We start from the raw sequence: 23,447 nt of genomic DNA, 5'->3' as shown, positions 1-23,447 counted from the left end.
CCGGGCCCCCCCCCGGCGGGGTTTGCCCCCCCCGGGCGGGGCGGGGGGCCCCCCCCCCCCCCCCCCCCGGGGGGGGGGCCCCCCCCCCCCCGGGGGGGGGGGGGGGGGCCCCCCCCGCGACAAGCCCCCACCGAACCCGCAGCCGAACGGGGGTCTGGGGCGCAGCCCCAGTTTCGGAACCCTTGGAGGACCCCGTGCCGGAGGGGCATACCATCCACCGGCTGGCCGAGGACTACCTCGGCGGATTCGGTGGCCGCAAGGCCCACGTGACCAGCCCCCAGGGCAAGTTCGCGGACGCCGCGGCCCTCCTGGACGGCACGGCCCTCACCACGGCCGAGGCCCACGGAAAACACCTCTTCCTCCGCTTCGAGACGGACGACTGGATCCACATCCACCTCGGCCTCTTCGGCAAGGTGAACTTCGGCGCGGCCCCCGCGCTCCCACCCACCGACACGGTCCGCCTGCGGCTCAGGAACGACACCGCCTACGTGGACCTCCGCGGCCCCACCACCTGCACCCTCGTCGCGGACGCGGAGAAGCAGGCGATACACGACCGACTGGGCCCCGACCCGCTGCGCGAGGACGCCGAGCCGGCCCGCGCGTACGAGCGCGTCTCCCGCAGCCGCACGACGATCGCCGCCCTGCTCATGGACCAGAAGGTCATCGCGGGCGTGGGGAACGTCTACCGCGCGGAGGTCCTCTTCCGGCACGGCATCGACCCGTACCGGCCGGGCCGGGACATCACGCGCGGCGAGTGGGACGCGATGTGGGCGGACCTGGTGGCGCTCATGCGCGAGGGGGTCCGCAACAACCGGATCGACACGGTCCGGCCGGAGCACGAGCCGGAGGCGATGGGCCGCCCGCCGCGCAAGGACGACCACGGCGGCGAGGTCTACGTGTACCGCAGGGCCACCCTGCCCTGCCTCGTCTGCGGCGGCGGGATCCGCACCGCAGGTCTCGCCGCCCGCAACCTCTTCTGGTGCCCCACCTGTCAGAAGCCGTGCGGCAGCCAGGGTGCCACGACGGAGGCGAAGCCGAGCGAGGCCTCCGCGAGGGCGCCCCGGCGCAGTTCCCGCACCCGTCCCGCCGCGGCCAGCGAGGCGAGGGACACCCCGCCGAGATAGGCCGCCCCCAAGTCCCGTACGGACAGGCCGATGTCGGCCGTCTCGGTGGTCCGCGCGCAGGACGCGCCCTTCGCGTCGCCGGAGAGCCGCCAACGCCCCTCGTTCCAGGGGCAGAAGGCGTCCTCGACCTCGAACACCACGTCCACCGGCGCCTGGTACGTCCGGGCCTCCAGCGCCGCGCCGACCTCGACGAGCCGCACATGGAGCGAGTCGCGCGGGGCCAGGTCGCACCGCCGGGTGTCGGAGACGAGGTGCTGCCAGGCGTCGTCGAGAGGCCTGTTCCACACCTTCACCTTCGACGTCAGGTCGATGCCGAAGAGGTGCTGCCACAGCGCCGCGTACGCGGCCGGGTCCAGCGCCTCCAGATCGCGCAGCTCGATCGTGCCCTTCGGCCCGGCCGCGTCCCAGTCCGGCTTGATGAAGTAGCGCGCGTAGCCGAGGACTTCGTCGCCCCGCTGCGCGAGCACGCACTGCAGGGGCGAGGAGCCCTTGCGGTCGCTCTCCGGGTCGAGCAGCGCCAGCCGCTCCCAGCCGGGCCGCCGCGCCAGCATCCCGGGCCGGACCGCCACATGCCGCGCGTACACCGCCTCGCAGGCTTCGGGCACACCCGGCGCGTCCGGCTTCACCAGCCGCAGCCGTACGTCGTCCGTGCCGTCCGGCACCGACAGCCGCACCCGGTCCGTGTCTATCTCGGCACGCAGTTGCTGGGTCGCGATGCCGTAGCCGAAACGCCCGTAGATGGCCGGTTCCGACGCCGTCAGGGCGGCGAGGGGCTCACCCCAGGACCGTACGTCGTCCAGTTGGCGACGCATCATCGAGGTGAGCACCCCGCGCCTGCGGTGCGTCGAGGCGACGCTCACCATCGTGACGCCGGCGGTCGGTACGGACGCCCCGCCCGGCACCGTGAGCCGGAAGCTGAAGGCGCCCGCCGTGCCCGCGCACTCGTCACCGTCCCAGACCCCGAGGGAACGGTCGTGCTCCGTGAGGTCGCTCCACAGAGCGCGCTCCTCGGCCGATTCCGCGACCCCGCCGAACGCGAGCTCCAGTTTCCCGTACCACGCGTCCCAGTCGGCGGGGGTCAGCGCGCGCAAGTCTGTCGTCATGTCCCCATGCCTACCAGGGCAATCCGGGATGAGCGAGCGGATTTCTCCCAGGTGGGCGGTGCCGGGTCCCCATCCGGCCGTACGCTCTGCGATGACCGGGCTTCCCTGTGACTTCCGTCCCCGGACGGGGGACAAGTGGGACCTCCCGTGCCAAGCACCTGGTCCGATGGATAGGGTCCCGAACTAATGGCAGCAGGACGAGAGCGGCGCGCAGAAGCCGATACGTTCACGGCCCGGTTGAAGAAGCAGGTACACCGGGTCCGCACAGGGCTGCGCAGATCCGCCGTCGACTACTTCCGCGGCGACGGTTCGGACTGGGTCGCGCTCGCCGGGCTTCTGCTGACCATTCCCGTGATCGCCTTCGTCACACTCATGAACTCCGTCTGGTGCTCGCCGGCGATGCTCGTCCTGCCGATCGTCGCGGGCGGCCTGCTGCTGCGCCCCTCCAGCCTGCTCAGTCTCTACGCCGCCGCCGCCACCGCGCTGATCGTGGAGTCCGTGCGGCTGGGCCCCTATACCGAGGGCCCCTCCCGGGTGACGCCCGGAATCGTGCTCGTGGTCGCCGCGTGCGGGTTCTTCGGGCTGCTGATCGCCCAGTTCCGCAGCCGGGTCGGGGTGCCGTGGCGGCGCGGCGGAACGATGCTGTTCGACCTGCGCGAGCGGATCCGGGTGCAGAGCAAGCTGCCGAAACTGCCGATGGGCTGGCACCGGGAGATGGCGCTGCGGCCGGCCGGCGGCCAGTCGTTCTCCGGCGACTTCGTCGTCGCGGCCCGCACGAACGGCGGGCGCACCCTGGAGGTCGTCCTCACCGACGTCTCCGGCAAGGGCATGGACGCGGGATCGCGTGCGCTGCTCCTGTCCGGCGCGTTCGGGGGCCTGCTGGGGTCCCTGCCGCCGCACGCCTTCCTGCCCGCGGCGAACGGCTATCTGCTCCGCCAGGACTGGGACGAGGGCTTCGCCACCTCGATCCACCTGGTCCTCGACCTGGACTCGGGCGACTACGAACTCTTCTCCGCCGGACATCCGCCGGGCCTTCAGCTCAGCGCGGGCAACGGCCGCTGGGAGGAGAAGGTCGCGGAAGGACCGCTGCTCGGGGTGTACGGCGGGGCGCAGTTCGACTCCGTGAAGGGATCGCTGCGCCCCGGCGACGTACTCATGCTGTTCACGGACGGCCTGGTGGAGACGTCCGAGCGGGACATCGTCGAGGGCATAGACCGCCTGACCGGGGAAGCCGACCGGTATGTGGCGGGCGGCTTCCACGGGGCGGCCTGGCATCTGATCGAAGCGGTCGCGAAGGACGTGAACGACGACAGGGCGCTGCTGCTGATCTGCCGCGAGGGCGCCACGACGGGGCCCGCGACGCTCTGAAGTCCTTCCGTCCGCCACCCGGTGGGGGCGGGCCGCGCAGTTCCCCGCGCCCCTCTCAGGGGCGCGGGGAACTGCGCACCGGGGGTTAGGGGGCGGAGCCCCCAGTTAGTGACGGGGAGGGTAGGGGCGGCGGGGGCGAGGAAAAGCCCCTCAACCGACCGGCGCGGACTCCCGCGGCTCAGCGGCCCGCTCGGCGGCCCGCTCGGCCCTGCCCCCAGGCAGAACCCGGGCCAGCCACCCCGACCGCCCCGCGGCCAACGGCCCCAGCACGGCCAGCACCAGCACATACCCCGCGATGAACGGCGACAGCCGCTCGTCGAGCCCCGCCACCGCCGCCATCGTCGCGAGGATCAACGCGAACTCCCCCCGAGCGAGCAGCGTGGTCGAGATGTTCGCGGCGGGCCCGGGCCCGAACCCGTAGATCCGCGCGGCCCCCAGCCCCGCCAGCACGTTCATGACCAGCGTCACAGCGACCGCCGCCAGTACCGGCCACAGCACGGTCGGCAGATCCCCCGGGTCGATGGACAGCCCGAACGCGAAGAAGAACATCGCCCCGAAGGCGTCCCGCAGCGGATGCACCAGCTTGAGGATCCGCGGACCCGACGTCGTGCTGCCGAGCATCAGACCGACCATGAACGCCCCGATCGCGTCCGCCACCCCGAACCACTCCGAGACCCCCGCCATGAACACGGCCGCACCGAGGAAGGAGATGACGAGCAGCTCGTCGTCCCTGGTGTCGAAGAGCCGCCCCACGATCCGCGTACCGAAGCGCGCGGCGAGCGCCAGCAGCAGCAGGAAGGCGAAGGCCTTGCCGCCGTCCAGGACCGCCGAGCCGAGGGAGTCGGCGCCGGACAGGATCGGCTGGAGGGCCGCCAGATAGAGGGCGAGGAAGATGTCCTCGACGACGATGATGCCGAGGATCGGCTTGGTCTCGGCGTTGCCGAGCCGCCCCGTGTCGACCAGCACCTTCGTGACGATCGCCGACGAGGAGATGCCGAGCACACCGGCGAGCACCAGCGCTTCGGACGTCCCCCAGCCGAGGGCGAAGCCGAAGCCCAGGCCTGCGCCGACGTTCAGGGCGAGGTAGGTCCCTCCGGAGAGCGCCATCCGGCGCCCGCCCGCCTTGAGGTCGTCCAGGTGGAATTCGAGGCCGAGGTAGAAGAGCAGCAGCACCAGGCCGAGCGCGGAGAGCATCTCCATCTCGTGCGGGTCGGAGACGAGCACGAAGCCGGGGGTGTGGGGGCCGAGGAGTATCCCGGCCAGGATGAAGAGGGGGATGGTGGGGAGCCCGATCCGGGCACCCACGCGGGCGAGAACGGCGGCGGCCAGAAAGGCACCGCCCATGGCGATCAGAAGCTCTGCGTGTCCGATGGGCCCGTTCCTCCTTGGTCGAGGGGGTGGTCGGCTGAACAAGACAAGTGGGTCAAGGCAAGTGGGTCAAGAGAACGTCAAGAAAGCGTCAGTACTTAGTTTACCAAACGATTAAGGGGTGCCGACAAGGGTGGGGTTCTCCCCACCCGGACCCGGCGGCCGTCCTCATGGTCCCGAGTGGTCCCGGATCCGTAGCGTCGAGGCATCGGTGGCGATCGCCGCGACGAGCGGGACACGACGGACGACGAAGGGGCGGACCCGGCCATGGGGCTGCGCAAAAAGCGGTACGAGGACCGGGACGCCGTACCCGGCGTGGCCGGTCACCCGGCGAGCGCGGCCGGCCCGGCGGGCGACCAGGCCGTCGAACTCCGGGGCGTCCGGCGCCGGTACGGCCGCGGCTCCTCGGCGGTCCACGCCCTGCGCGGCATCGACCTGGCCCTCCCGCGCGGCAGCTTCACCGCCGTCATGGGACCCTCGGGCTCGGGCAAGTCCACGTTCCTGCAGTGCGCGGCCGGCCTCGACCGGCCGGACGCGGGGACCGTCCGCCTCGGCGGCACCGAGATCACGGGCATGAGCGAGAACAAGCTGACGGCACTGCGGCGCTCCCGCCTCGGATTCGTCTTCCAGGCGTTCAACCTGCTGCCGTCCCTGACCGTCGAGCAGAACGTCGTGCTGCCCATGCGCCTCGCGGGCCACCGGCCGGACCGGCGCAGGGCGGCCGACGTACTGCGCCAGGTCGGCCTCGACGGGCTGGGGCGGCGACGCCCCGGGCAGCTCTCCGGCGGGCAGCAGCAGCGCGTCGCCATCGCCCGCGCCCTGGTCACCAGGCCCGACGTCGTCTTCGCGGACGAACCCACCGGCGCCCTCGACACGACCACCGCCGCCGAGGTGCTCGGACTGCTCCGGCAGGCCGTGGACGGACAGGCCGCCACCGTCGTCATGGTCACCCACGACCCGACGGCCGCCGCCTGGGCCGACCGCGTGCTCTTCCTCGCCGACGGCTCGATCACCGACCACCTCGAAGGTGCCTCGGCCGACCGGATCGCCGCCCGCATGACCGCCCTGGCGGCCCCCGCCCGCATCCACTCCGGCACGCGAGCGGCAGCCTGATGTTCGTGCCCAACGGGCTCGCCCGTGCCGCCGTCCGCTTCAAGCCCGCCGCGTTCGTGGGGACGTTCGTCGCACTCGCGATGGCCGCGCTGATCGTCTCGGCCTGCGGCATCCTCCTGGAGACCGGCCTGCGCGCCTCGGTCCCGCCCGTGCGTTACGCCGGCGCCCCCGTGGTCGCCGCAGCCGACCAGCGCGCCCACCTCGTGACCGGCCACGGCGAGGACCGCGAGGACGACCCCGTCCCGGTCCCGGACCGGGCCCGCCTCGACGACTCGCTGGTCGCGAAGGCCCGCTCGGTGCCCGGCGCCCGTACCGCGGTGCCGGACGTGACCTTCCCCGTGCGGACGCGTACGGGGGAGCCGGTCACCGCGCACGGCTGGGGCTCCACCGCCTTCACCGGCGAACGGCTGACGGCGGGCCGGGCTCCCCTGCACGGCGAAGTGGTCCTCACGAAGGGCACGGTGGGCGAGCGCGTCACCCTCACGACCGCCGACGGCCCCCGCACCTTCCGCGTCTCCGGCCTGGCCGGTACGGGCGAGCCCACGGCGTGGTTCTCCGACACCGAAGCCGTACGCGTCTCCGGGCACCCCGGCCGCATCGACGCCGTCGCCGTCCTGCCGAAGGACGGAACCTCCGCCGACACCCTCAAGTCCCAGGTGGCGCACGCCCTCGGGAACCGCGCGCAGGTGCACACCGGCGACGACCGCGGAGCCCTGGAGGACTCCTCCCTCGCCGAGGCCAAGGAGATGCTCATCGCCCTCGGCGGCTCCTTCGGCGGTGTCGCCGCGACGGTCGCCGTCTTCACGGCCATGGGCACGGTCGCCCTGTCGGTGGCCCAGCGCGCCCGCGAGTTCGCCCTGCTGCGCGCCATCGGGACGACCCCGCGCCAGATCCGCCGCTCCGTCGCCACCGAGACCCTGCTGGTGGCGCCCCTCGCGGGCCTGCTGGGCTGTCTGCCCGGAATCGCCCTGGCCAGCTGGTGGTTCGGGCAGCTCAGGGACAAGGGCGCCGTCCCGGAGGCCGTCGGTCTGTCCGTCTCCTGGATCCCGCTGCTGTCGGCCGTCGGTACGGTCCTGGTGGCGGCGCTGGTCGCGGGTTACGCCGCCGCCCGGCGCCCCGCCCGTACCAAGCCGGGGCAGGCGCTCGTCGAGGCCTCGGTGGAACGGCTGCGCCCGGGCTGGATCCGTACCCCGCTGGGGATCGCGGCGGCCGTCGGAGGCGCGGTCTGCGCGGGCTTCGCCGCCTCGCTGACCGGCGAGGAAGCGGCCAACGCGGCGCTGGGCATCGTGATGCTGTTCATGCTTGCCGTGGCCCTGCTGGGCCCGCTGGTCGCCCGCGCCTGCGCCGCCCTGTTCGGGCTCCCGCTGCGCGGAGCGGGAGCGTCCGCGTCGCTCGCCGCCGCCAACTCCCGTACCAACGCCCGCCGGATGGCCTCCGCGATCACCCCGATCGTCCTCGCGATGGCCTTCTCGTCCGTCCTCGTCTTCATGCACACCAGCGAGGAGCGGGTCACCCGGCAGCAGCAGCGGGACGGCATCGTGGCCGACCACATCGTGACGTCCGGGACGGGCCTCGCCCCCGACGCCGTACGCAAGGCCGCCGGCGCCCCCGAAGTCACCGCGGCCGTGGGCCTTCTGAGAACAGAGGTGCTGTTCCGGGCGAACGGAATGCTCGACTCGGCCTCCACCCAGGGGGTCACGGGCACGCCCCGCGACCTGGCCCGCGTGCAGGACCTGAAGGTGGAGAAGGGCGCCCTGTCCCTCCGACGGGGCGAGGTCGCGCTCGACGCCTCCCTCGCCGCGAACGCCGGCGTCAGCGCGGGCGACCGCATCGAACTGCGCCTGCCCGACGGCACGAAGACCTCGCCGCGCGTCGTGGCCACGTACGGGCGGGGCATGGGCCTGTCCCAGGTCACCATGGCCCACGCCGACCTCGCGACCCACGTCACCTCCGCCTTCGCCACCGAGGTGTGGACGAAGGGCGGGACCGCCGACGGCCTGGCGACGGCTGCGGGGAGGACGGGCACGGTCCTGGCCCGTGGCGACTACACCGCCGCACGGTCCCTCGACCTCGAACTGAACGAGTGGGCGAACACCGTCATGGCGGCCGTCCTCGGCGGCTTCGCGGCCGTCGCCGCCGCCAACACCCTGGTGATGACCGTGCTCGACCGCCGCCGGGAACTGGGCACCCTGCGGCTCATCGGCTCCACCCGCCGCCAGGTGATGCGCATGATCCGCTGGGAGGCGCTGCTCGTCGCACTGGCCGGCATCACCCTCGGCACGGCCATCGCGCTGGCCACCCTCGTCCCGATGATGAAGGGCCTGACGGGCCAGGCACCGTACATACCGCCGCTGGTGTACGGATCGTTCGTGGCGGCCGTGGTGATCCTCGGGCTGACGGCGGTGACCGTACCGGCCAGGGCGGCGCTACGGGGCACACTCGACGCATGACCGACAACGAGCGCCGCCCGCCGCTGACCCTCACCGAGGTCGAGGCCCTGGCGCGCAACGCGCACGCCGCCCAGACGGACAAGGCGGGCCGCCCGTACGCCGAGCACCTGCGGGCGGTGGCCGAGGGGGTACGCGACCGCGGCGGCGACGAGGACCAGATCGCCGCCGCCTGGCTGCACGACTCCGTGGAGGACGACGCACTCTCCGAGGACTGGCTGCGCGGGGCCGCGCTGTCCGCGCGTACGAAGGCGATCGTGCTGGCCGTCACCAAGCGGCCGGGCGAGTCCCCGCAGGCGTACGCCGCCCGCATCCTGGCCACGCCCGGCGCCCTCCTGGTGAAGGAGTCGGACCTGGCCCACAACACCAACCCGGCCAGACTCGCATCCCTGGACCCCCCGACCCGCACCCGCCTGAAGGAAAAGTACAAAAAAATGCACGACCTCCTGACCCCACCACAGCCCCCACATGCCTGAAACACACCCCGCAGGATGCCTTTCAGGGGCGCGGGGAACGGCGCGGCCAGCCACGTCCGGCCCGCGGGCTGAGTCGACACCCCGGGCCGGCAGGCCACAGGCCCTGTTCGGGCCAACCCGTCAGGACTTGGCCCGCTCGCGGGCGAGCTCCGTGGCGTCCCGCCGAAACGCCCACTCCATCTTCGGCTCCATCGCGAAGCGAAACACCCGCTGCACCACAGGCGTGCACAGCGCCGTGATGACCGCCGCCGCGAAGACGGACACGAGAACCTCCCCGACCGGATGGTTCAGCCAGGTGTAGTCGTCGTACCAGCCCCAGAAACGGGAACCCTTGGCGAGGAAGCCGTGCAGCAGATAGCCGTACAGCGTGCCCGCGCCGAGAACCGTGAACCACATCTTGCGGCGCGGCACCCACGCGAAGAAGCACGACGTGAGCACCATCGAGCAACCGAACATCGCGAGCGTCATCACGACACCGGCCCACCAGGGCGCACCCAGCTCCTGGGCACTGTCACGGTGGTAGAACCAGGCCGAGTTCATCCGCGGCCCCGCCCAGTACGCGAAGGCCAGCGTGATCGCGAGGACCGGCACCGACAGGATCCGGACCTCGCGGCGCCGCATCATCTGGAAGTGCTCGGGCTTCATGAACAGACCCACGACGAAGAACGGCAGGAACTGCAGGACCCGTTGGAGGTCCAGGTCGTCGCCGATGTCGGGGGAGACGGAGGCGAGGACGGCGATGGCGAGCGCGAGCGGTACGGGCCAGCGCACGACCTTCCACAGCGGCACGGTCATCCGCCACACGAACAGCGCGACCAGGAACCAGGTGAGATACCAGGGGTCCAGCAGACTGATCGGATGGCTCGGATCGTCGTCGGCCCACCTCTTGAAGAGGGAGTACGCCACCTCGAAGAGGACGTACGGCACGACGACACCCGTGATCAGCCGGCGCAGCCGGTCGGGGCGCATGTCGAAACTGCGGGAGAAGTAGCCGGAGATGATGATGAAGGCCGGCATGTGGAAGGTGTAGACGACCATGTAGAGCGCCTCGGCGGCGCGGCTGTGGTCGGTCAGCGGTTCCCAGGCGTGACCCATCGCGACGAAGACGATCGCGAGGTACTTGGCGTTGTCGAAGAACGCGTCACGCTGCTTGCCGGGTCTGACGTCCGGCGCGGCGGCGGCGCCCGCGTGCGGCGTTCCCGGTGGTCGCGGGCTGGGTACTCCTGGGGCCGGTGACTGTGCCGGTGGGAGTGGAGCCCTCTGTTGGCCGTGCGGACGGAGCGAGTTCGTCACAGACCCTCCCACCAGGAGCCGGGGGAGACGATCCGCGACCTCGCCGCACATGCGGGGGACGAGGCGGCGTAGGACATCTGAAGCACCCTAGCGTTGTCTGTGGGATTCCGTAAAACCCCTGAGTCGATTCCTGCTTATCGTCCCTCGGGTACCCAGGATTTGGTGAAGTTGACAGGGCAACGACTATGGCGAGCGCCACATTCGGCATGGGCGTTACGTCCTGATTCGTCATGACTAAACGTCGCATACCACCCGCGGGCGACTCTGGTGAAATGTCCGATCGAGTCGGCTTTAACGCCCTGTTGATGCCCCGCCCGGCAGGGTGCGGGTGTGGCTGTGCCGACAATTCGAATTACCTGCGAACAGGTTGTGTGCGCAGATGTGTGGGCATGGAAACGATCTTTCTGAATTTCCCGTGAGAGGGATACCTCGAATTGCCGTGCGGGGCACGGCCGTTCGCGCCGGTGACCGATGGATGCCCCACCAGCCGCATACGGCGGCCCTGTTGGTGGCACGATGGTTCTGGCGGGGGTGTGCGGGGTTGCACCTCCGGGCCGGGAGAGCGGACCGACCGTAGGGTGTGATCAGTTGTGGCCATTTCGCTGTCAGTGGTGCTGCTGTTGGCGATCGTCCTGGTGGTGTTGATCCGGGGTGGATCGATCAAGGCGGGGCCGGCGGTAGTCGCCGTGCTCTTCGGCTTCTTCCTTGCCTCCACGGGCATGGCGGACGACATCCAGCGCTTCCTCAACTCGATAGCGGAGACCATCAACTCGATCCAGTTCTGAGCGGCGTCCGGGCCCGGCGATCCATGGGCGCGCGGCGCGGGAGCGGACGTGACGGGGCTGCCCGGACCCGTTGCCCGGCGGAGCCCGCGCACGGCCGGCCCGCCGACGACCCCGAAACCGGCCCCTCGCCTTCGCTACTGCCACCGCTTCTGCCACTCCCACTCTCACTGCCACTGCCACTGCCACTGCCGCGGTCGTGCTCGCGCCCCCGCATCGGGTGCCCGGTGGGGGCGCAAGGGAATTCAGCGCGAAGGAGCACACCGGCGTGTACGGGACGGACCGGATGGATGAGACGGACCGGATGGACGGGGTGGACGGGAGGGCGACCGCCTGGCGGTTGCGTGAGAGCTGGGACAGCCCGATCGGGACCCTCCGCTGGGACCGCCTCGGACCCGGGAACGGCCCCCCGGTGGTGCTGCTGCACGGCACCCCGTTCTCGTCGTACGTATGGCACGAGATCGCTCCCGCACTGGCCGCCGAGGGACACCGGGTCCATGTCTGGGACATGCCGGGCTACGGCAGCTCCGCGAAGAGGGAAGGCCAGGACGTCTCACTGAAGGCCCAGGGAGAGGTGTTCGCCGGTCTGCTCGACCTCTGGGGGCTCACGAGTCCCTCGGTGATCGCGCACGACTTCGGAGGCTGCGTCTCCCTCCGCGCGCATCTGCTCCACGGGGCCGGTTACCGGCGCCTCGCGCTGGTCGACCCGGTCGCGCTCGCGCCCTGGGGCTCGCCCTTCTTCCGTCTGGTCGCCGGGCACGCCGACGTTTTCGGACAGCTCCCGCCCCCGCTGCACGAGGCACTGGTCCGTGAGTACGTCAGCTCCGCGAGCCATCGCGGACTGCGGCCCGACGTGCTGGCCGGACTGGTCGCCCCCTGGACGGGAGAGGCCGGGCAGGCGGCCTTCTACCGCCAGATCGCCCAGGCCGACCAGGCCCACACCGACGAGATCCAGGGCCTGTACCCCTCGATGGACCTGCCGGTCACCGTCTGCTGGGGCGCGCGGGACACCTGGATCCCACCCGCCAAGGGCGAGGAACTGGCCTCCCTGATCCCCGGCGCCCGCCTGCGCACGATCCCGGACGCCGGCCACCTCGTACCCCTGGACGCCCCGGCCCGGCTCCTCGCGGCCCTGCTCACGTTCCTCGGCGACTGACCGCCGATCAACCGGCGGCTGACCGGCGATCAAGCAGCGACCGGCCGGCGACCGGAAACGCGTCAGGGCCAGGCGGAGGAATGAACCTCCGGCCTGGCCCTGAACCGTGAGAGCGGGCGACGGGAATCGAACCCGCGTAGCTAGTTTGGAAGACTAGTGCTCTACCATTGAGCTACGCCCGCACAGCACGCACCGCAGGTCAGTGACCCGCGGCACTGAAGCATCGTAGCGGGTCGCACCCCCTCGCCGCACACCCCGTTCCGGTGGGCGGCGACGCCCCGGGAAATGCGGGCGTGGCACGGTCCGCGGGCATGTACCCTACGTGTCGCACCAGACGGGGTGTGGCGCAGCTTGGTAGCGCGTCCGCTTTGGGAGCGGAAGGCCGTGGGTTCAAATCCCGCCACCCCGACCACCGTGCCGGACCACCGGCGAGATCACCTTTTTGGGGCGTGTACCGCCTGCGGCTAGTATGCAAACTGCGCGCCCGTGTGTCTGCATTTTTACGTCCCTCAAGGGCCGCCAGTCCGCTGAGGCTCCGCCGTATCCGGCGGAGACCGTCAGTAGAACCCAAAGAAGTCAGCCCCCAAGGAGACCGAACCGTGAAGAGCGCCGTGGAGACCCTGAACCCGACCCGGGTTCGGCTCAGCATCGAGGTGCCCTTCGAGGAGCTCAAGGACAGCCTCGACGCGGCGTACAAGAAGATCAACCAGCAGGTCACGGTGAAGGGGTTCCGGAAGGGCAAGATTCCGGCTCGTGTCATCGACCAGCGGTTCGGCCGCGGTGCGGTTCTTGAGGAAGCGGTCAACGACGCGCTTCCGAAGTTCTACACCGAAGCGGTCAACGAAGCCGAGCTGAACGTCCTCGGCCAGCCCGAGGTCGACATCACGGATCTGAAGGACGGCGAGACGCTGAACTTCACCGCCGAGGTCGACGTGCGCCCGACGATCGAGATCCCGGACTACTCCGGCATCGAGGTCGAGGTCGACGCCGTCGAGGTCGGCGAGGAGGACATCGACAAGGCCGTCGAGGAGCTGCGCGAGCGCTTCGCCTCGACCGCCCCCGTCGAGCGTGCCGCCGAGGAGGGTGACGTCGTCACCCTCGACCTGGAGGCCAAGGTCGACGGCGAGGTCCTGGAGGACGGCGTCGCGAGCGGCGTCTCCTACACCATCGGCTCCGGTGAGCTGCTGGACGGCATCGACGAGGCCGTGAAGGGCCTGGAGGCCGGTGGCGAGGCCACCTTCGCCTCCGAGCTCAAGGGCGGCTCGGCGGCCGGCAAGGAGTCCGAGGTCACCGTCAAGGTCACCCAGGTCGCCAAGCGCGAGCTGCCCGAGCTGGACGACGACTTCGCGCAGCTCGCGTCGGAGTTCGACACCCTCGAAGAGCTGCGCGCCGACAGCCGCAAGCGCCTTGAGAACATGAAGCAGTACGACCAGGCCACGCAGGCCCAGGAGCGAGTCCTGGAGAAGCTGCTTGAGCTCGTCGAGGTGCCCGTCCCCGAGAAGCTTCTTGAGGACGAGATCAACACCCGCAAGCACAACCTGGAGCACCACCAGCTCGGCCAGATGGGCCTCGACCTCGAAAAGTACCTGGAGATCCAGGGCAAGACGGCCGAGGAGTTCGACGCCGAGACCAAGGAAGCGGCGGTCAAGGGCATCAAGACGCAGTTCGTCCTGGACGAGCTCGTCAACAAGGAGAAGCTGAACGTCAACCAGGAGGAGCTCACCGAGCACCTCATGCGGCGTGCCGCCTCTTCGAACATGTCTCCCGACCAGTTCGCCCAGCAGGTCGTCGAGGGCGGCCAGGTTCCGCTGCTGGTCGGCGAGGTCGCCCGCGGCAAGGCTCTCGCCGTGGTCGTCGAGGCCGCCACCGTCAAGGACACGAACGGCGAGGTCGTGGACCTCGACGACGAGGACGAGGACGAGACCTCCACGGAGGCCTCTGCCGAGGAAGCGGCCGAGGCCGCCTCCGAGGCCGCCCCGGAGAAGACCGAGGCCTGACCGCCTCGCAGTACGCGCTACGGGCCCCCAGGACACGTCCTGGGGGCCCGTAGCCCCTTCCTGACCCGCGACCCGTACCGGCGCGCCCTCCCAGGGGCCCGAGGGCCCCTCCAGGGGCGCGGGGAACTGCGCGGCCGACCCACCACGACCCGCACCCGCCGTTCCACCGCCGGAGGCAGACGCGTCCGCGGCCCGGCGGGGGTGGGCCGCGCAGTTCCCCGCGCCCCTTACGGGGCTGCCCGTAACCCCTGCTCACCCAGCGGAGCGCATGCGCTCACAGCGAACAGTTCCTTCTGCGGGATTCCCCGGAGGGACCCGCGCGTTAGGGTCCATGAGTACGAGGGCAGGGGAGTCCCCGGAGCCGTCCGACACGGCACGCACACGGGGTCCCACGCCCCCAGCAGAAGACGTGTAGACGGCCCGGCGCCGTCGTAAGACGAGCAGGTGGATACGTGACGAATCTGATGCCCACAGCCGCCGGCGACCCCATCGGTGGTGGCCTCGGCGACCAGGTCTACAACCGGCTGCTCGGCGAGCGGATCATCTTCCTCGGCCAGGCGGTCGACGACGACATCGCCAACAAGATCACCGCACAGTTGCTGCTCCTTGCCTCCGACCCGGAGAAGGACATCTTCCTCTACATCAACAGCCCCGGCGGCTCGATCACCGCCGGCATGGCGATCTACGACACCATGCAGTACATCAAGAACGACGTGGTGACGATCGCGATGGGCATGGCGGCCTCCATGGGCCAGTTCCTGCTGAGCGCGGGCACTCCGGGCAAGCGCTTCGCGCTGCCGAACGCGGAGATCCTGATCCACCAGCCCTCGGCCGGTCTCGCCGGTTCCGCGTCGGACATCAAGATCCACGCCGAGCGGCTGCTGCACACCAAGAAGCGGATGGCGGAACTGACCTCGTTCCACACCGGCCAGACGGTGGAGCAGGTCACCCGTGACTCGGACCGGGACCGCTGGTTCGACCCGGTCGAGGCCAAGCAGTACGGCCTCATCGACGACATCATGCCCACCGCTGCCGCGATGCCGGGCGGCGGCGGCACCGGGGCGGCGTAGGGCGGCCTGTCGCCGACCGGTGCCGGCGCAGGCCGGCACCAGCCCCTCCGAGCCCCCAGCCGACCGCCCCAGCCCTTATCAGGCTCTTCAGGAGACACAGTGAACGACTTCCCCGGCAGCGGGATCCACACCCGCGCGCAGGCCGAGTACACGGGTCCTCGCGCGGAGTCCCGCTACGTCATCCCGCGCTTCGTCGAGCGCACCTCGCAGGGCGTGCGTGAGTACGACCCGTACGCGAAGCTGTTCGAGGAGCGCGTGATCTTCCTCGGCGTGCAGATCGACGACGCCTCCGCCAACGACGTCATGGCGCAGCTGCTGTGCCTGGAGTCGATGGACCCCGACCGTGACATCTCGGTCTACATCAACAGCCCCGGTGGCTCCTTCACGGCGCTCACCGCGATCTACGACACGATGCAGTTCGTGAAGCCGGACGTCCAGACTGTTTGCATGGGTCAGGCCGCCTCGGCCGCCGCGATCCTCCTGGCGGCCGGTACGCCGGGCAAGCGCATGGCACTTCCGAACGCGCGCGTGCTGATCCACCAGCCCTACAGCGAGACCGGCCGCGGCCAGGTGTCGGACCTTGAGATCGCCGCCAACGAGATCCTCCGGATGCGCGGTCAGCTGGAAGACATGCTGGCCAAGCACTCGACGACGCCGATCGAGAAGATCCGCGAGGACATCGAGCGCGACAAGATCCTCACGGCCGAGGACGCCCTCGCGTACGGCCTGATCGACCAGATCATCTCGACCCGGAAGATGAACAACGCCGCGGTCGCGTGACGCATCGCTGTATCGTCTGCCGCTCCTTGACGCGGTTCACGACAAAGTGAACCGCGCCAAGGGGGGCCCGAACGGAGGGCTAGGCAAGGTACCGTCGGACATAAGGCAGCACCAGGAGCCGCTGGACCTAGGCGTCTCCCAGGCGAAGGGGAAGCACACCGTGGCACGCATCGGTGACGGCGGCGATCTGCTCAAGTGCTCGTTCTGTGGCAAGAGCCAGAAGCAGGTCAAGAAGCTCATCGCAGGCCCTGGTGTGTACATCTGCGACGAGTGCATCGATCTCTGCAACGAGATCATCGAGGAAGAGCTCGCGGAGACGAGCGAGGTGCGCTGGGAGGAACTTCCCAAACCTCGCGAGATCTACGAGTTCCTTGAGGGTTACGTCGTAGGCCAGGAGTCAGCCAAGAAGGCCCTCTCGGTCGCGGTGTACAACCACTACAAGCGGGTCCAGGCCGGCGAGCACAGCGCGGGTCAGAACCGCGAGGACGCCATCGAGTTGGCGAAGTCCAACATCCTCCTGCTCGGCCCCACGGGCTCGGGCAAGACGCTGCTCGCCCAGACGCTGGCCCGCATGCTGAACGTCCCGTTCGCCATCGCGGACGCGACGGCGCTGACGGAGGCGGGGTACGTCGGCGAGGACGTCGAGAACATTCTGCTGAAGCTGATCCAGGCGGCGGACTACGACGTCAAGAAGGCCGAGACCGGCATCATCTACATCGACGAGATCGACAAGGTGGCTCGTAAGAGCGAGAACCCGTCGATCACGCGAGACGTGTCGGGCGAGGGCGTCCAGCAGGCCCTGCTCAAGATCCTGGAGGGCACCACGGCCTCCGTGCCTCCGCAGGGCGGACGCAAGCACCCCCACCAGGAGTTCATCCAGATCGACACGACGAACGTCCTGTTCATCGTGGGCGGTGCCTTCGCGGGTCTGGAGAAGCTCGTCGAGTCCCGTGCGGGTGCCAAGGGCATCGGCTTCGGCGCGACGATCCGCTCCAAGAAGGAACTTGAGGCCAAGGACCGCTTCGAGGACGTCATGCCCGAGGACCTGGTGAAGTTCGGGATGATCCCCGAGTTCATCGGCCGCCTCCCGGTCATCACCTCGGTCCACAACCTCGACCGCGAGGCCCTCCTCCAGATCCTGGTGGAGCCGCGCAACGCCCTGGTGAAGCAGTACCAGAAGCTGTTCGAACTGGACGGCGTGGAGCTGGACTTCGAGCGCGAGGCCCTCGAAGCCATCGCGGACCAGGCCATCCTCCGCCAGACCGGCGCGCGCGGCCTGCGCGCCATCATGGAAGAGGTCCTCCAGGCGGTGATGTACGAGGTCCCGTCCCGCAAGGACGTGGCCCGGGTCGTCATCACCTCGGAGGTGGTCCGCTCGAACGTGAACCCGACACTCATCCCGCGGGACGCCCGGGGCCGGGGACCGGGCGAGCAGAAGACGGCGTAGCACTTTTGCGCATGTGAGGCTAAGGGCGCTCGGCGAGTTTCGGCGGGCGCCCTTAGCCATTTTCCTCGTGGATCAAGCCAATGGCATTTCATCAGCCTTGGCATGTGCACGTCCCGTGATCTACTTGCTTGCTGCAAGACAGACCATCTTGCGGTATGTGAAAACGGGAGGAAAGAACGTGAAACTCAAGCGTGCCTTAACGGCATTGGGTGTGGCTGTCGCGGCTGGGGTTGTGCCCATGGTGATGGCTGTCCCCGCCCAGGCGGATCAGGTCGACTGTGTCAATTACCTGAGCTCCAAGGGCTACACCATCGGTTCGGGCGTCCGGACAGCGTGTAGTTACGACACTTGGGCCACTAAGCCGTTCTGTGAGGCCAAGCTGGCTTCTCTGGGGATCACCAACACGTCGCACATAATTGAGGCGTGCAACAGAGCGAACAACTGATGGCTGCCTAAACCCGTCAACAGCTCTGTGCTGACGGCTGAGTGCGGCGAAGGGGCCCGGGGCGACGGCCCCTTCGCCGTTGTACGCGTCGGTCAGATCTTGACGCGGACCTCCTTGCGGAACTTGGCCGTCAGCTCCGCGGCGGTCTGGAGGTCGGCGCCCTTGCCCGCCATGGCGTTGGCCATGTCGATGTTGATGATGACGCCGAGCGTGCTGTGGTCGCCCCAGATGCACACCGGCATGCTGATCGAGGACGGACCGGAGGCCGCGTCACCCGTGGCGTCGTCGTTCGTGATCTTGGTTTCCTGGCACTTCAGGACCGCGCCGTCGAGACCGCTGGGCGAGTAGCTCTTGGGACTGCCGACGACCTCGCCCTCGTCCGCGCCGTCCTTCTCGGAGCCTTCCTTCATGTCGACGAACATGGCGTCGACGACCTTTTCCGGGTCGTCGATCTCGCCGTACACGCCCATGAACTGGATCATCTGCAGGGCGAGCGGATTGTTCTCGTCTCCGGCCTGGTAGCCCGCGTTGACGTCCTTGGCGCCCTTGACGCCGTGCTTCTCGGCCTTCTTGATGTCGCTCTCGTCGAAGCCGCCGCTGTCGGCCGACTTGCTCTTCTTGTACTCGGTGAGCACCGTCGCCGGCGTCGTCAGTTTGTGCGGGCCGTCGTCGGCGACGTCCGCGCCCCCGCCGCTGCCGCCGATGATGAAGTACGCGCCCACCGCGATCGCGGCCACGACCGCCACCGCGCCGACGATCAGGCCCGTCTTCTTCTTGCCCCCGCCGGGCGCCGGCGGCATCGGGGCTCCGTAAGGGGCGCCGGGCGGCTGCTGGCCGTAGCCGGGCTGCTGCTGCGGGACTCCGGGAGGGGCCTGCTGGGGGTACCCGTAGCCGGGCTGCGGCGGGGGAGCCTGCTGCGGGTAGCCGTAACCGGGCTGGGGGGCCTGCGGCTGCTGGCCGTAAGGACCCGGCTGACCGTACGGTCCGGGCTGCTGCGGCTGCCCGCCGTACGGGCCCGGCTGGTTGTAGCTCATCTGGGTTCCCCTCCAGGTACTTATGTGTTCCGAACATCCTCACCCAGGCCGGGGGGCGCCGGAGCCGCGGGGGCCGCACCGTTACCAACTAATCGAGTTTCGGAGCAAGCCTGTGACACCTCTAAACTGAGGGAGTGACCGAGAACGCTCAGCAGCAGCCCACAGCGCCCACCTCCGAACTGCCGACCCAGTACGCGCCGGCCGAGGTAGAGGGGAAGCTGTACGAGCGCTGGGTCGAACGGGGTTACTTCGCCGCCGACGCGAACAGCGAAAAGCCGCCGTACACCATCGTCATCCCGCCGCCGAACGTCACCGGGTCCCTGCACCTCGGGCACGCCTTCCAGCACACGCTCATGGACGCCCTGACCCGCCGCAAGCGCATGCAGGGGTACGAGGCGCTGTGGCTGCCCGGCATGGACCACGCCGGTATCGCCACCCAGAACAAGGTCGAGCAGCAGCTCGCCGAGGAGGGCAGGTCGCGGCAGGACCTCGGGCGCGAGGAGTTCGTCGAGCGCGTCTGGCAGTGGAAAGAGGAGTACGGCGGCAAGATCCTGGGCCAGATGCGCCGGCTCGGGGACGGTGTGGACTGGGACCGCGAGCGGTTCACCATGGACGAAGGGCTTTCCAAGGCCGTCCAGACCATCTTCAAGAAGCTGTACGACGACGAGCTGATCTACCGCGCCGAGCGGATCATCAACTGGTGTCCCCGCTGTCTGACGGCCATCTCCGACATCGAGGTGAACTACCAGGAGGACGACGGCGAACTCGTCTCCATCAAGTACGGCGAAGGTGACGAGACCCTCGTCGTCGCCACCACGCGCGCCGAGACCATGCTCGGTGACACCGCTGTCGCCGTTCACCCCGACGACGAGCGCTACCGCCACCTCGTCGGCAAGCGCATCAAGCTCCCGCTGACCGACCGCACCATCCCGGTCGTCGCGGACAGCCACGTCGACCCCGAGTTCGGCACGGGCGCCGTCAAGGTCACCCCCGCCCACGACCCGAACGACTTCGCCATCGGCCGGCGCCACGGCCTGGAGTCGCTCACGATCATGGACGAGCGGGCGGTCATCACGGTCCACGGCCCCTTCGAGGGACTCGACCGCTACGAGGCCCGTTCCGCCGTCGTCGCCGCACTGCGCTCGCAGGGCCGGATCGTCGCCGAGAAGCGTCCGTACGTCCACAGCGTCGGGCACTGCTCGCGCTGCGGCACCACCATCGAGCCGCGGCAGTCCCTGCAGTGGTGGGTCAGGGTCGGCCCGCTCGCGCAGGCCGCCGGGGACGCGGTCCGCGACGGCCGGGTGAAGATCCACCCCGAGGACATGTCGAAGCGGTACTTCGACTGGGTCGACAACCTCAACGACTGGAACATCTCGCGTCAGCTCTGGTGGGGCCACCGCATCCCGATCTGGTACGGCCCGAACGGCGAGACGGTCTGCGTCGGCCCCGACGAGCAGCCGCCCGGCACGGAGGCCGAGGGGTGGAAGCAGGACACGGACGTCCTCGACACCTGGTTCTCGTCCGGCCTGTGGCCGTTCTCCACGCTCGGCTGGCCCGAACAGACCCCGGACCTCAAGAAGTTCTACCCGACCGACGTCCTGCTCACGGGCCACGACATCATCTTCTTCTGGGTCGCCCGGATGATGATGTTCGGTCTCTACGCGATGGACGGCGAGGCCCCCTTCAAGACCATCGCGCTGACCGGTCTGGTCCGCGACGAGCGCGGCAAGAAGATGTCGAAGTCGTTCGGCAACGTCGTCGACCCGCTCGACTGGATGGACAAGTACGGCTCGGACGCCGTCCGCTTCACCCTGGCGAAGGGCGCCAACCCCGGTACGGACGTGCCCATCGGCGAGGACTGGGTCCAGGCGGCCCGTAACTTCGCCAACAAGATCTGGAACGCGACGCGGTTCGCGCTGATGAACGGCGCGACGGTCGAGGGGCCGCTGCCGGACGCGTCCGCGATGTCGGCGACGGACCGGTGGATCCTGTCCCGCCTCAACGAGACCGTCGCGGAAGTCGACGCGTTCTACGAGGACTTCCAGTTCGCGAAGCTCTCCGACGCGCTGTACCACTTCGCGTGGGACGAGGTCTTCGACTGGTACGTCGAGCTGTCGAAGACGACGTTCATGGCGGGCGGGGCCGCGGCCGATGTCAGCAAGCGGGTCCTCGGCGAGGTCCTGGACGTCACACTGCGGCTGCTGCACCCGGTCGTGCCGTTCGTCACGGAGACGCTGTGGACGACCCTCACGGGCGGTGAGTCGGTCGTGATCGCCGACTGGCCCGTGGACAGCGGTTTCCGGGACGCCGGTGCGGAGCGGGAGATCGAGGCGCTGCAGCAGGTCATCACGGAGGTCCGTCGCTTCCGTGCCGACCAGGGGCTGCAGCCGGGGCAGCGGGTGCCGGCGAGGCTGAGCCTCGACGGGACCGCTTTCGCTCCGCACGAGGCCGCCATCCGGCAGCTGTTGCGGCTGCAGCCGGAGGGGGACGACTTCTCCGCGACGGCGACACTGCCGGTCGCCGGGGCGTCCGTCGCGCTCGATCTGTCCGGCACGATCGATGTGGCGGCCGAGCGGAAGCGGCTCGCGAAGGACCTGGCTGCCGCGGAGAAGGAGAAGGTCGCGGCCAACGCCAAGCTCGGTAATGAGGCGTTCCTTGCGAAGGCTCCGGACCAGGTGGTCGACAAGATCCGGGGGCGGCTTGCGAAGGCCGACGAGGACATCTTGCGGCTTTCGGCCCAGCTGGACGCGTTGCCACAGGCGTAGCTGTTCTTGAGGGCCCTGGGACCTTGATGGTTCCGGGGCCCTCGTGCGTTCGTCTTCGGCTGCGGGCCGGTGGGGGCCGTTCGCGCAGTTCCCCGCGCCCCTGAAGAGGGCTGGTCGCGCAGTTCCCCGCGCCCCTGAAAGCCCGGGTCGCGGGCTCCGTAGACTGGGGGTGTGAGTGAGCTTCCGCAGGACAGCAGTGGGTCCGATCCGTTCGATGCGATCGTCGAGGCCGAGACGGAGCGCGATCCCGACCTCGCCGTGATCGAGGCCGGCAGCCGCACCCTGCGTACACAGGGCCCGGCGCCGCAGTCCGACATCCCCGGGCGCCCGGACGACCCGGAGGCCGACAAGGCGCTGCGCCAGGTCGAGACCGAGCTCGCCACGCGGTGGGGCGAGACCAAGCTGGAGCCGTCCGTGGCCCGGATCTCCGCGCTCATGGACGTACTGGGGGAGCCGCAGCGCGCGTACCCCTCGATCCACATCACGGGAACGAACGGCAAGACGTCCACCGCCCGCATGATCGAGGCCCTGCTCGGCGCCTTCGAACTGCGCACCGGCCGGTACACCTCGCCCCACGTCCAGTCGATCACCGAGCGGATCAGCCTGGACGGGGCGGCGATCCCGGCCGAGCGGTTCGTGGAGACGTACCAGGACATCAAGCCGTACGTCGAGATGGTCGACGCGGCCCAGGAGTTCCGCCTCTCCTTCTTCGAGGTGCTCACGGGCATGGCGTACGCGGCCTTCGCGGACGCGCCCGTCGACGTGGCCGTCGTGGAGGTCGGGATGGGCGGCAGCTGGGACGCCACCAACGTGATCGACGGGGATGTCGCCGTGGTGACCCCCATCGACCTGGACCACACGGACCGGCTCGGGAACACCCCGGGGGAGATCGCCAAGGAGAAGGCCGGGATCGTCAAGCAGGGCGCGACGGTCATCCTGGCCCAGCAGCCCGTCGACGCCGCGCAGGTGCTCCTGAAGAAAGCCGTCGAGGTCGATGCCACCGTGGCCCGCGAAGGGCTTGAGTTCGGCGTGATCAGCCGGCAGGTCGCGGTCGGCGGGCAGCTGCTGACGCTGCGCGGTCTCGGCGGGGAGTACGAAGCGGTGTACATCCCGCTGCACGGGGCGTACCAGGCACACAACGCGGCCGTGGCGCTCGCCGCCGTGGAGGCGTTCTTCGGCGTCGGGTCCCAGCGGCCCGAGGCGCTCGACATCGACACGGTCCGCAAGGCGTTCGCGTCGGTGACCTCGCCGGGACGGCTGGAGATCGTGCGCAAGTCGCCGACCGTCGTACTGGACGCCGCGCACAACCCGGCGGGCGCCCGCGCCACCGCCGAGGCGGTGCAGGAGGTCTTCGACTTCAGCCGGCTGATCGGCGTCGTCGGGGCGAGCGGCGACAAGAACGTACGGGGGGTGCTCGAAGCCTTCGAGCCGATCTTCACCGAGGTCGTCGTGACACAGAACTCCAGCCATCGCGCGATGGACGCGGACGAGCTGGCGGGGATCGCCGTCGAGGTGTTCGGGGACGACCGCGTGCAGGTCGAGCCCCGGCTGGACGACGCGCTGGAGGCCGCGATCACGCTGGCCGAGGAAGAGGCCGAGTACGCGGGCGGCGGCGTCCTCGTGACCGGTTCCGTCATCACGGTCGGCGAGGCCCGGCTGCTGCTGGGAAGGGGCTGAGG

The 23,447-nt window shown here is 69.9% G+C and carries 17 protein-coding genes, 2 tRNA genes and 1 pseudogene; 15 read left to right on the top strand and 5 right to left on the bottom strand.

Annotated elements, in window-relative coordinates; translation table 11 throughout:
• Positions 1-194 precede the first annotated feature (194 nt).
• On the top strand, positions 195-1,124 hold the full coding sequence (locus ACH4DZ_RS06305; RefSeq protein ID WP_398285773.1) for an Fpg/Nei family DNA glycosylase: 930 nt from the start codon (positions 195-197) through the stop codon (positions 1,122-1,124).
• Here the strand turns inward: ACH4DZ_RS06305 and ACH4DZ_RS06300 are convergent.
• A pseudogene (locus ACH4DZ_RS06300) lies at positions 1,055-2,227 on the bottom strand (GNAT family N-acetyltransferase); the annotation flags it as partial. The gene ACH4DZ_RS06305 and the pseudogene ACH4DZ_RS06300 overlap by 70 nt on opposite strands.
• A gap of 186 nt (positions 2,228-2,413) precedes the next feature.
• On the opposite strand from ACH4DZ_RS06300, the gene ACH4DZ_RS06295 reads away from it, so the two are divergent.
• The gene (locus tag ACH4DZ_RS06295; RefSeq protein ID WP_384813782.1) at positions 2,414-3,595 is read left to right on the top strand and encodes a PP2C family protein-serine/threonine phosphatase; all 1,182 of its coding nucleotides are present in this window, start codon (positions 2,414-2,416) and stop codon (positions 3,593-3,595) included.
• A 150-nt stretch (positions 3,596-3,745) separates the two neighbouring features.
• On the opposite strand, the gene ACH4DZ_RS06290 is transcribed toward ACH4DZ_RS06295, so the two are convergent.
• Positions 3,746-4,939: a cation:proton antiporter gene (locus ACH4DZ_RS06290; RefSeq protein WP_398285771.1), complete on the bottom strand. Its 1,194-nt coding sequence runs from the start codon at positions 4,937-4,939 to the stop codon at positions 3,746-3,748.
• A 291-nt stretch (positions 4,940-5,230) separates the two neighbouring features.
• On the opposite strand from ACH4DZ_RS06290, the gene ACH4DZ_RS06285 reads away from it, so the two are divergent.
• From ACH4DZ_RS06285 to ACH4DZ_RS06275, 3 genes are read left to right on the top strand one after another with little or no spacing between them, the layout of a single operon-like run.
• Positions 5,231-6,076, top strand: coding sequence for an ABC transporter ATP-binding protein (locus ACH4DZ_RS06285; RefSeq protein WP_398285770.1), 846 nt, complete (start codon positions 5,231-5,233; stop codon positions 6,074-6,076).
• Positions 6,076-8,526: an ABC transporter permease gene (locus ACH4DZ_RS06280; protein ID WP_398285769.1), complete on the top strand. Its 2,451-nt coding sequence runs from the start codon at positions 6,076-6,078 to the stop codon at positions 8,524-8,526. Before ACH4DZ_RS06285 ends, ACH4DZ_RS06280 begins: the two co-directional genes overlap by 1 nt.
• Positions 8,523-8,999: an HD domain-containing protein gene (locus ACH4DZ_RS06275; protein ID WP_398285768.1), complete on the top strand. Its 477-nt coding sequence runs from the start codon at positions 8,523-8,525 to the stop codon at positions 8,997-8,999. The genes ACH4DZ_RS06280 and ACH4DZ_RS06275 overlap by 4 nt, the downstream gene beginning before the upstream one ends.
• Before the next feature lie 120 nt (positions 9,000-9,119).
• Here ACH4DZ_RS06275 and ACH4DZ_RS06270 read toward each other — a convergent pair whose 3' ends face one another.
• On the bottom strand, positions 9,120-10,292 hold the full coding sequence (locus tag ACH4DZ_RS06270) for an acyltransferase family protein (RefSeq protein ID WP_398285767.1): 1,173 nt from the start codon (positions 10,290-10,292) through the stop codon (positions 9,120-9,122).
• A gap of 590 nt (positions 10,293-10,882) precedes the next feature.
• On the opposite strand from ACH4DZ_RS06270, the gene ACH4DZ_RS06265 reads away from it, so the two are divergent.
• Together ACH4DZ_RS06265 and ACH4DZ_RS06260 are read left to right on the top strand one after the other, a co-directional pair.
• Positions 10,883-11,077: a hypothetical protein gene (locus ACH4DZ_RS06265; protein ID WP_107016269.1), complete on the top strand. Its 195-nt coding sequence runs from the start codon at positions 10,883-10,885 to the stop codon at positions 11,075-11,077.
• A gap of 301 nt (positions 11,078-11,378) precedes the next feature.
• Positions 11,379-12,230, top strand: a complete 852-nt coding sequence (locus ACH4DZ_RS06260; protein WP_398286215.1) for an alpha/beta fold hydrolase — start codon at positions 11,379-11,381, stop codon at positions 12,228-12,230.
• 111 nt (positions 12,231-12,341) lie between these two features.
• Here the strand turns inward: ACH4DZ_RS06260 and ACH4DZ_RS06255 are convergent.
• Positions 12,342-12,412, bottom strand: a tRNA-Gly gene (locus tag ACH4DZ_RS06255).
• A 153-nt stretch (positions 12,413-12,565) separates the two neighbouring features.
• Here ACH4DZ_RS06255 and ACH4DZ_RS06250 point away from each other — a divergent pair.
• From ACH4DZ_RS06250 to ACH4DZ_RS06225, 6 genes are all read left to right on the top strand, one after another.
• Positions 12,566-12,642, top strand: a tRNA-Pro gene (locus ACH4DZ_RS06250).
• 187 nt (positions 12,643-12,829) lie between these two features.
• On the top strand, positions 12,830-14,227 hold the full coding sequence (tig, locus tag ACH4DZ_RS06245) for a trigger factor (protein ID WP_398285766.1): 1,398 nt from the start codon (positions 12,830-12,832) through the stop codon (positions 14,225-14,227).
• A 464-nt stretch (positions 14,228-14,691) separates the two neighbouring features.
• On the top strand, positions 14,692-15,297 hold the full coding sequence (locus tag ACH4DZ_RS06240; protein ID WP_398286214.1) for an ATP-dependent Clp protease proteolytic subunit: 606 nt from the start codon (positions 14,692-14,694) through the stop codon (positions 15,295-15,297).
• 99 nt (positions 15,298-15,396) lie between these two features.
• Positions 15,397-16,077 (top strand): ATP-dependent Clp protease proteolytic subunit, encoded by a 681-nt coding sequence (locus ACH4DZ_RS06235; protein ID WP_398285765.1) that lies wholly within the window; start codon positions 15,397-15,399, stop codon positions 16,075-16,077.
• A gap of 160 nt (positions 16,078-16,237) precedes the next feature.
• On the top strand, positions 16,238-17,524 hold the full coding sequence (gene clpX, locus ACH4DZ_RS06230; protein WP_398285764.1) for an ATP-dependent Clp protease ATP-binding subunit ClpX: 1,287 nt from the start codon (positions 16,238-16,240) through the stop codon (positions 17,522-17,524).
• A 67-nt stretch (positions 17,525-17,591) separates the two neighbouring features.
• Positions 17,592-17,969, top strand: a complete 378-nt coding sequence (locus ACH4DZ_RS06225; protein WP_398285763.1) for a hypothetical protein — start codon at positions 17,592-17,594, stop codon at positions 17,967-17,969.
• 92 nt (positions 17,970-18,061) lie between these two features.
• Here ACH4DZ_RS06225 and ACH4DZ_RS06220 read toward each other — a convergent pair whose 3' ends face one another.
• A complete protein-coding gene (locus tag ACH4DZ_RS06220) occupies positions 18,062-19,003 on the bottom strand; it encodes a hypothetical protein (protein WP_398285762.1) in 942 nt (313 codons plus the stop codon).
• A 134-nt stretch (positions 19,004-19,137) separates the two neighbouring features.
• Here ACH4DZ_RS06220 and ACH4DZ_RS06215 point away from each other — a divergent pair, with 134 nt between their 5' ends.
• On the top strand, positions 19,138-21,768 hold the full coding sequence (locus ACH4DZ_RS06215; protein WP_398285761.1) for a valine--tRNA ligase: 2,631 nt from the start codon (positions 19,138-19,140) through the stop codon (positions 21,766-21,768).
• 171 nt (positions 21,769-21,939) lie between these two features.
• A complete protein-coding gene (locus ACH4DZ_RS06210) occupies positions 21,940-23,445 on the top strand; it encodes a bifunctional folylpolyglutamate synthase/dihydrofolate synthase (protein ID WP_398285760.1) in 1,506 nt (501 codons plus the stop codon).
• Positions 23,446-23,447: the final 2 nt, after the last annotated feature.

Source organism: Streptomyces sp. NPDC017991 (assembly GCF_044328075.1).
Taxonomy (GTDB): Bacteria; Actinomycetota; Actinomycetes; order Streptomycetales; family Streptomycetaceae; genus Streptomyces.
This window is presented reverse-complemented; position numbering and strand designations above follow the sequence as displayed.

Excerpts from the sequence above, each read along its gene's own strand:
- ACH4DZ_RS06295 (WP_384813782.1), top strand. The coding sequence starts at position 2,414 with ATGGCAGCAGGACGAGAGCGGCGCGCAGAAGCCGATACGTTCACGGCC.
- ACH4DZ_RS06290 (WP_398285771.1), bottom strand. The coding sequence starts at position 4,939 with ATGGGCGGTGCCTTTCTGGCCGCCGCCGTTCTCGCCCGCGTGGGTGCC.
- ACH4DZ_RS06285 (WP_398285770.1), top strand. The coding sequence starts at position 5,231 with ATGGGGCTGCGCAAAAAGCGGTACGAGGACCGGGACGCCGTACCCGGC.
- ACH4DZ_RS06280 (WP_398285769.1), top strand. The coding sequence starts at position 6,076 with ATGTTCGTGCCCAACGGGCTCGCCCGTGCCGCCGTCCGCTTCAAGCCC.
- ACH4DZ_RS06275 (WP_398285768.1), top strand. The coding sequence starts at position 8,523 with ATGACCGACAACGAGCGCCGCCCGCCGCTGACCCTCACCGAGGTCGAG.
- ACH4DZ_RS06260 (WP_398286215.1), top strand. The coding sequence starts at position 11,379 with ATGGACGGGGTGGACGGGAGGGCGACCGCCTGGCGGTTGCGTGAGAGC.
- ACH4DZ_RS06240 (WP_398286214.1), top strand. The coding sequence starts at position 14,692 with ATGCCCACAGCCGCCGGCGACCCCATCGGTGGTGGCCTCGGCGACCAG.
- ACH4DZ_RS06220 (WP_398285762.1), bottom strand. The coding sequence starts at position 19,003 with ATGAGCTACAACCAGCCGGGCCCGTACGGCGGGCAGCCGCAGCAGCCC.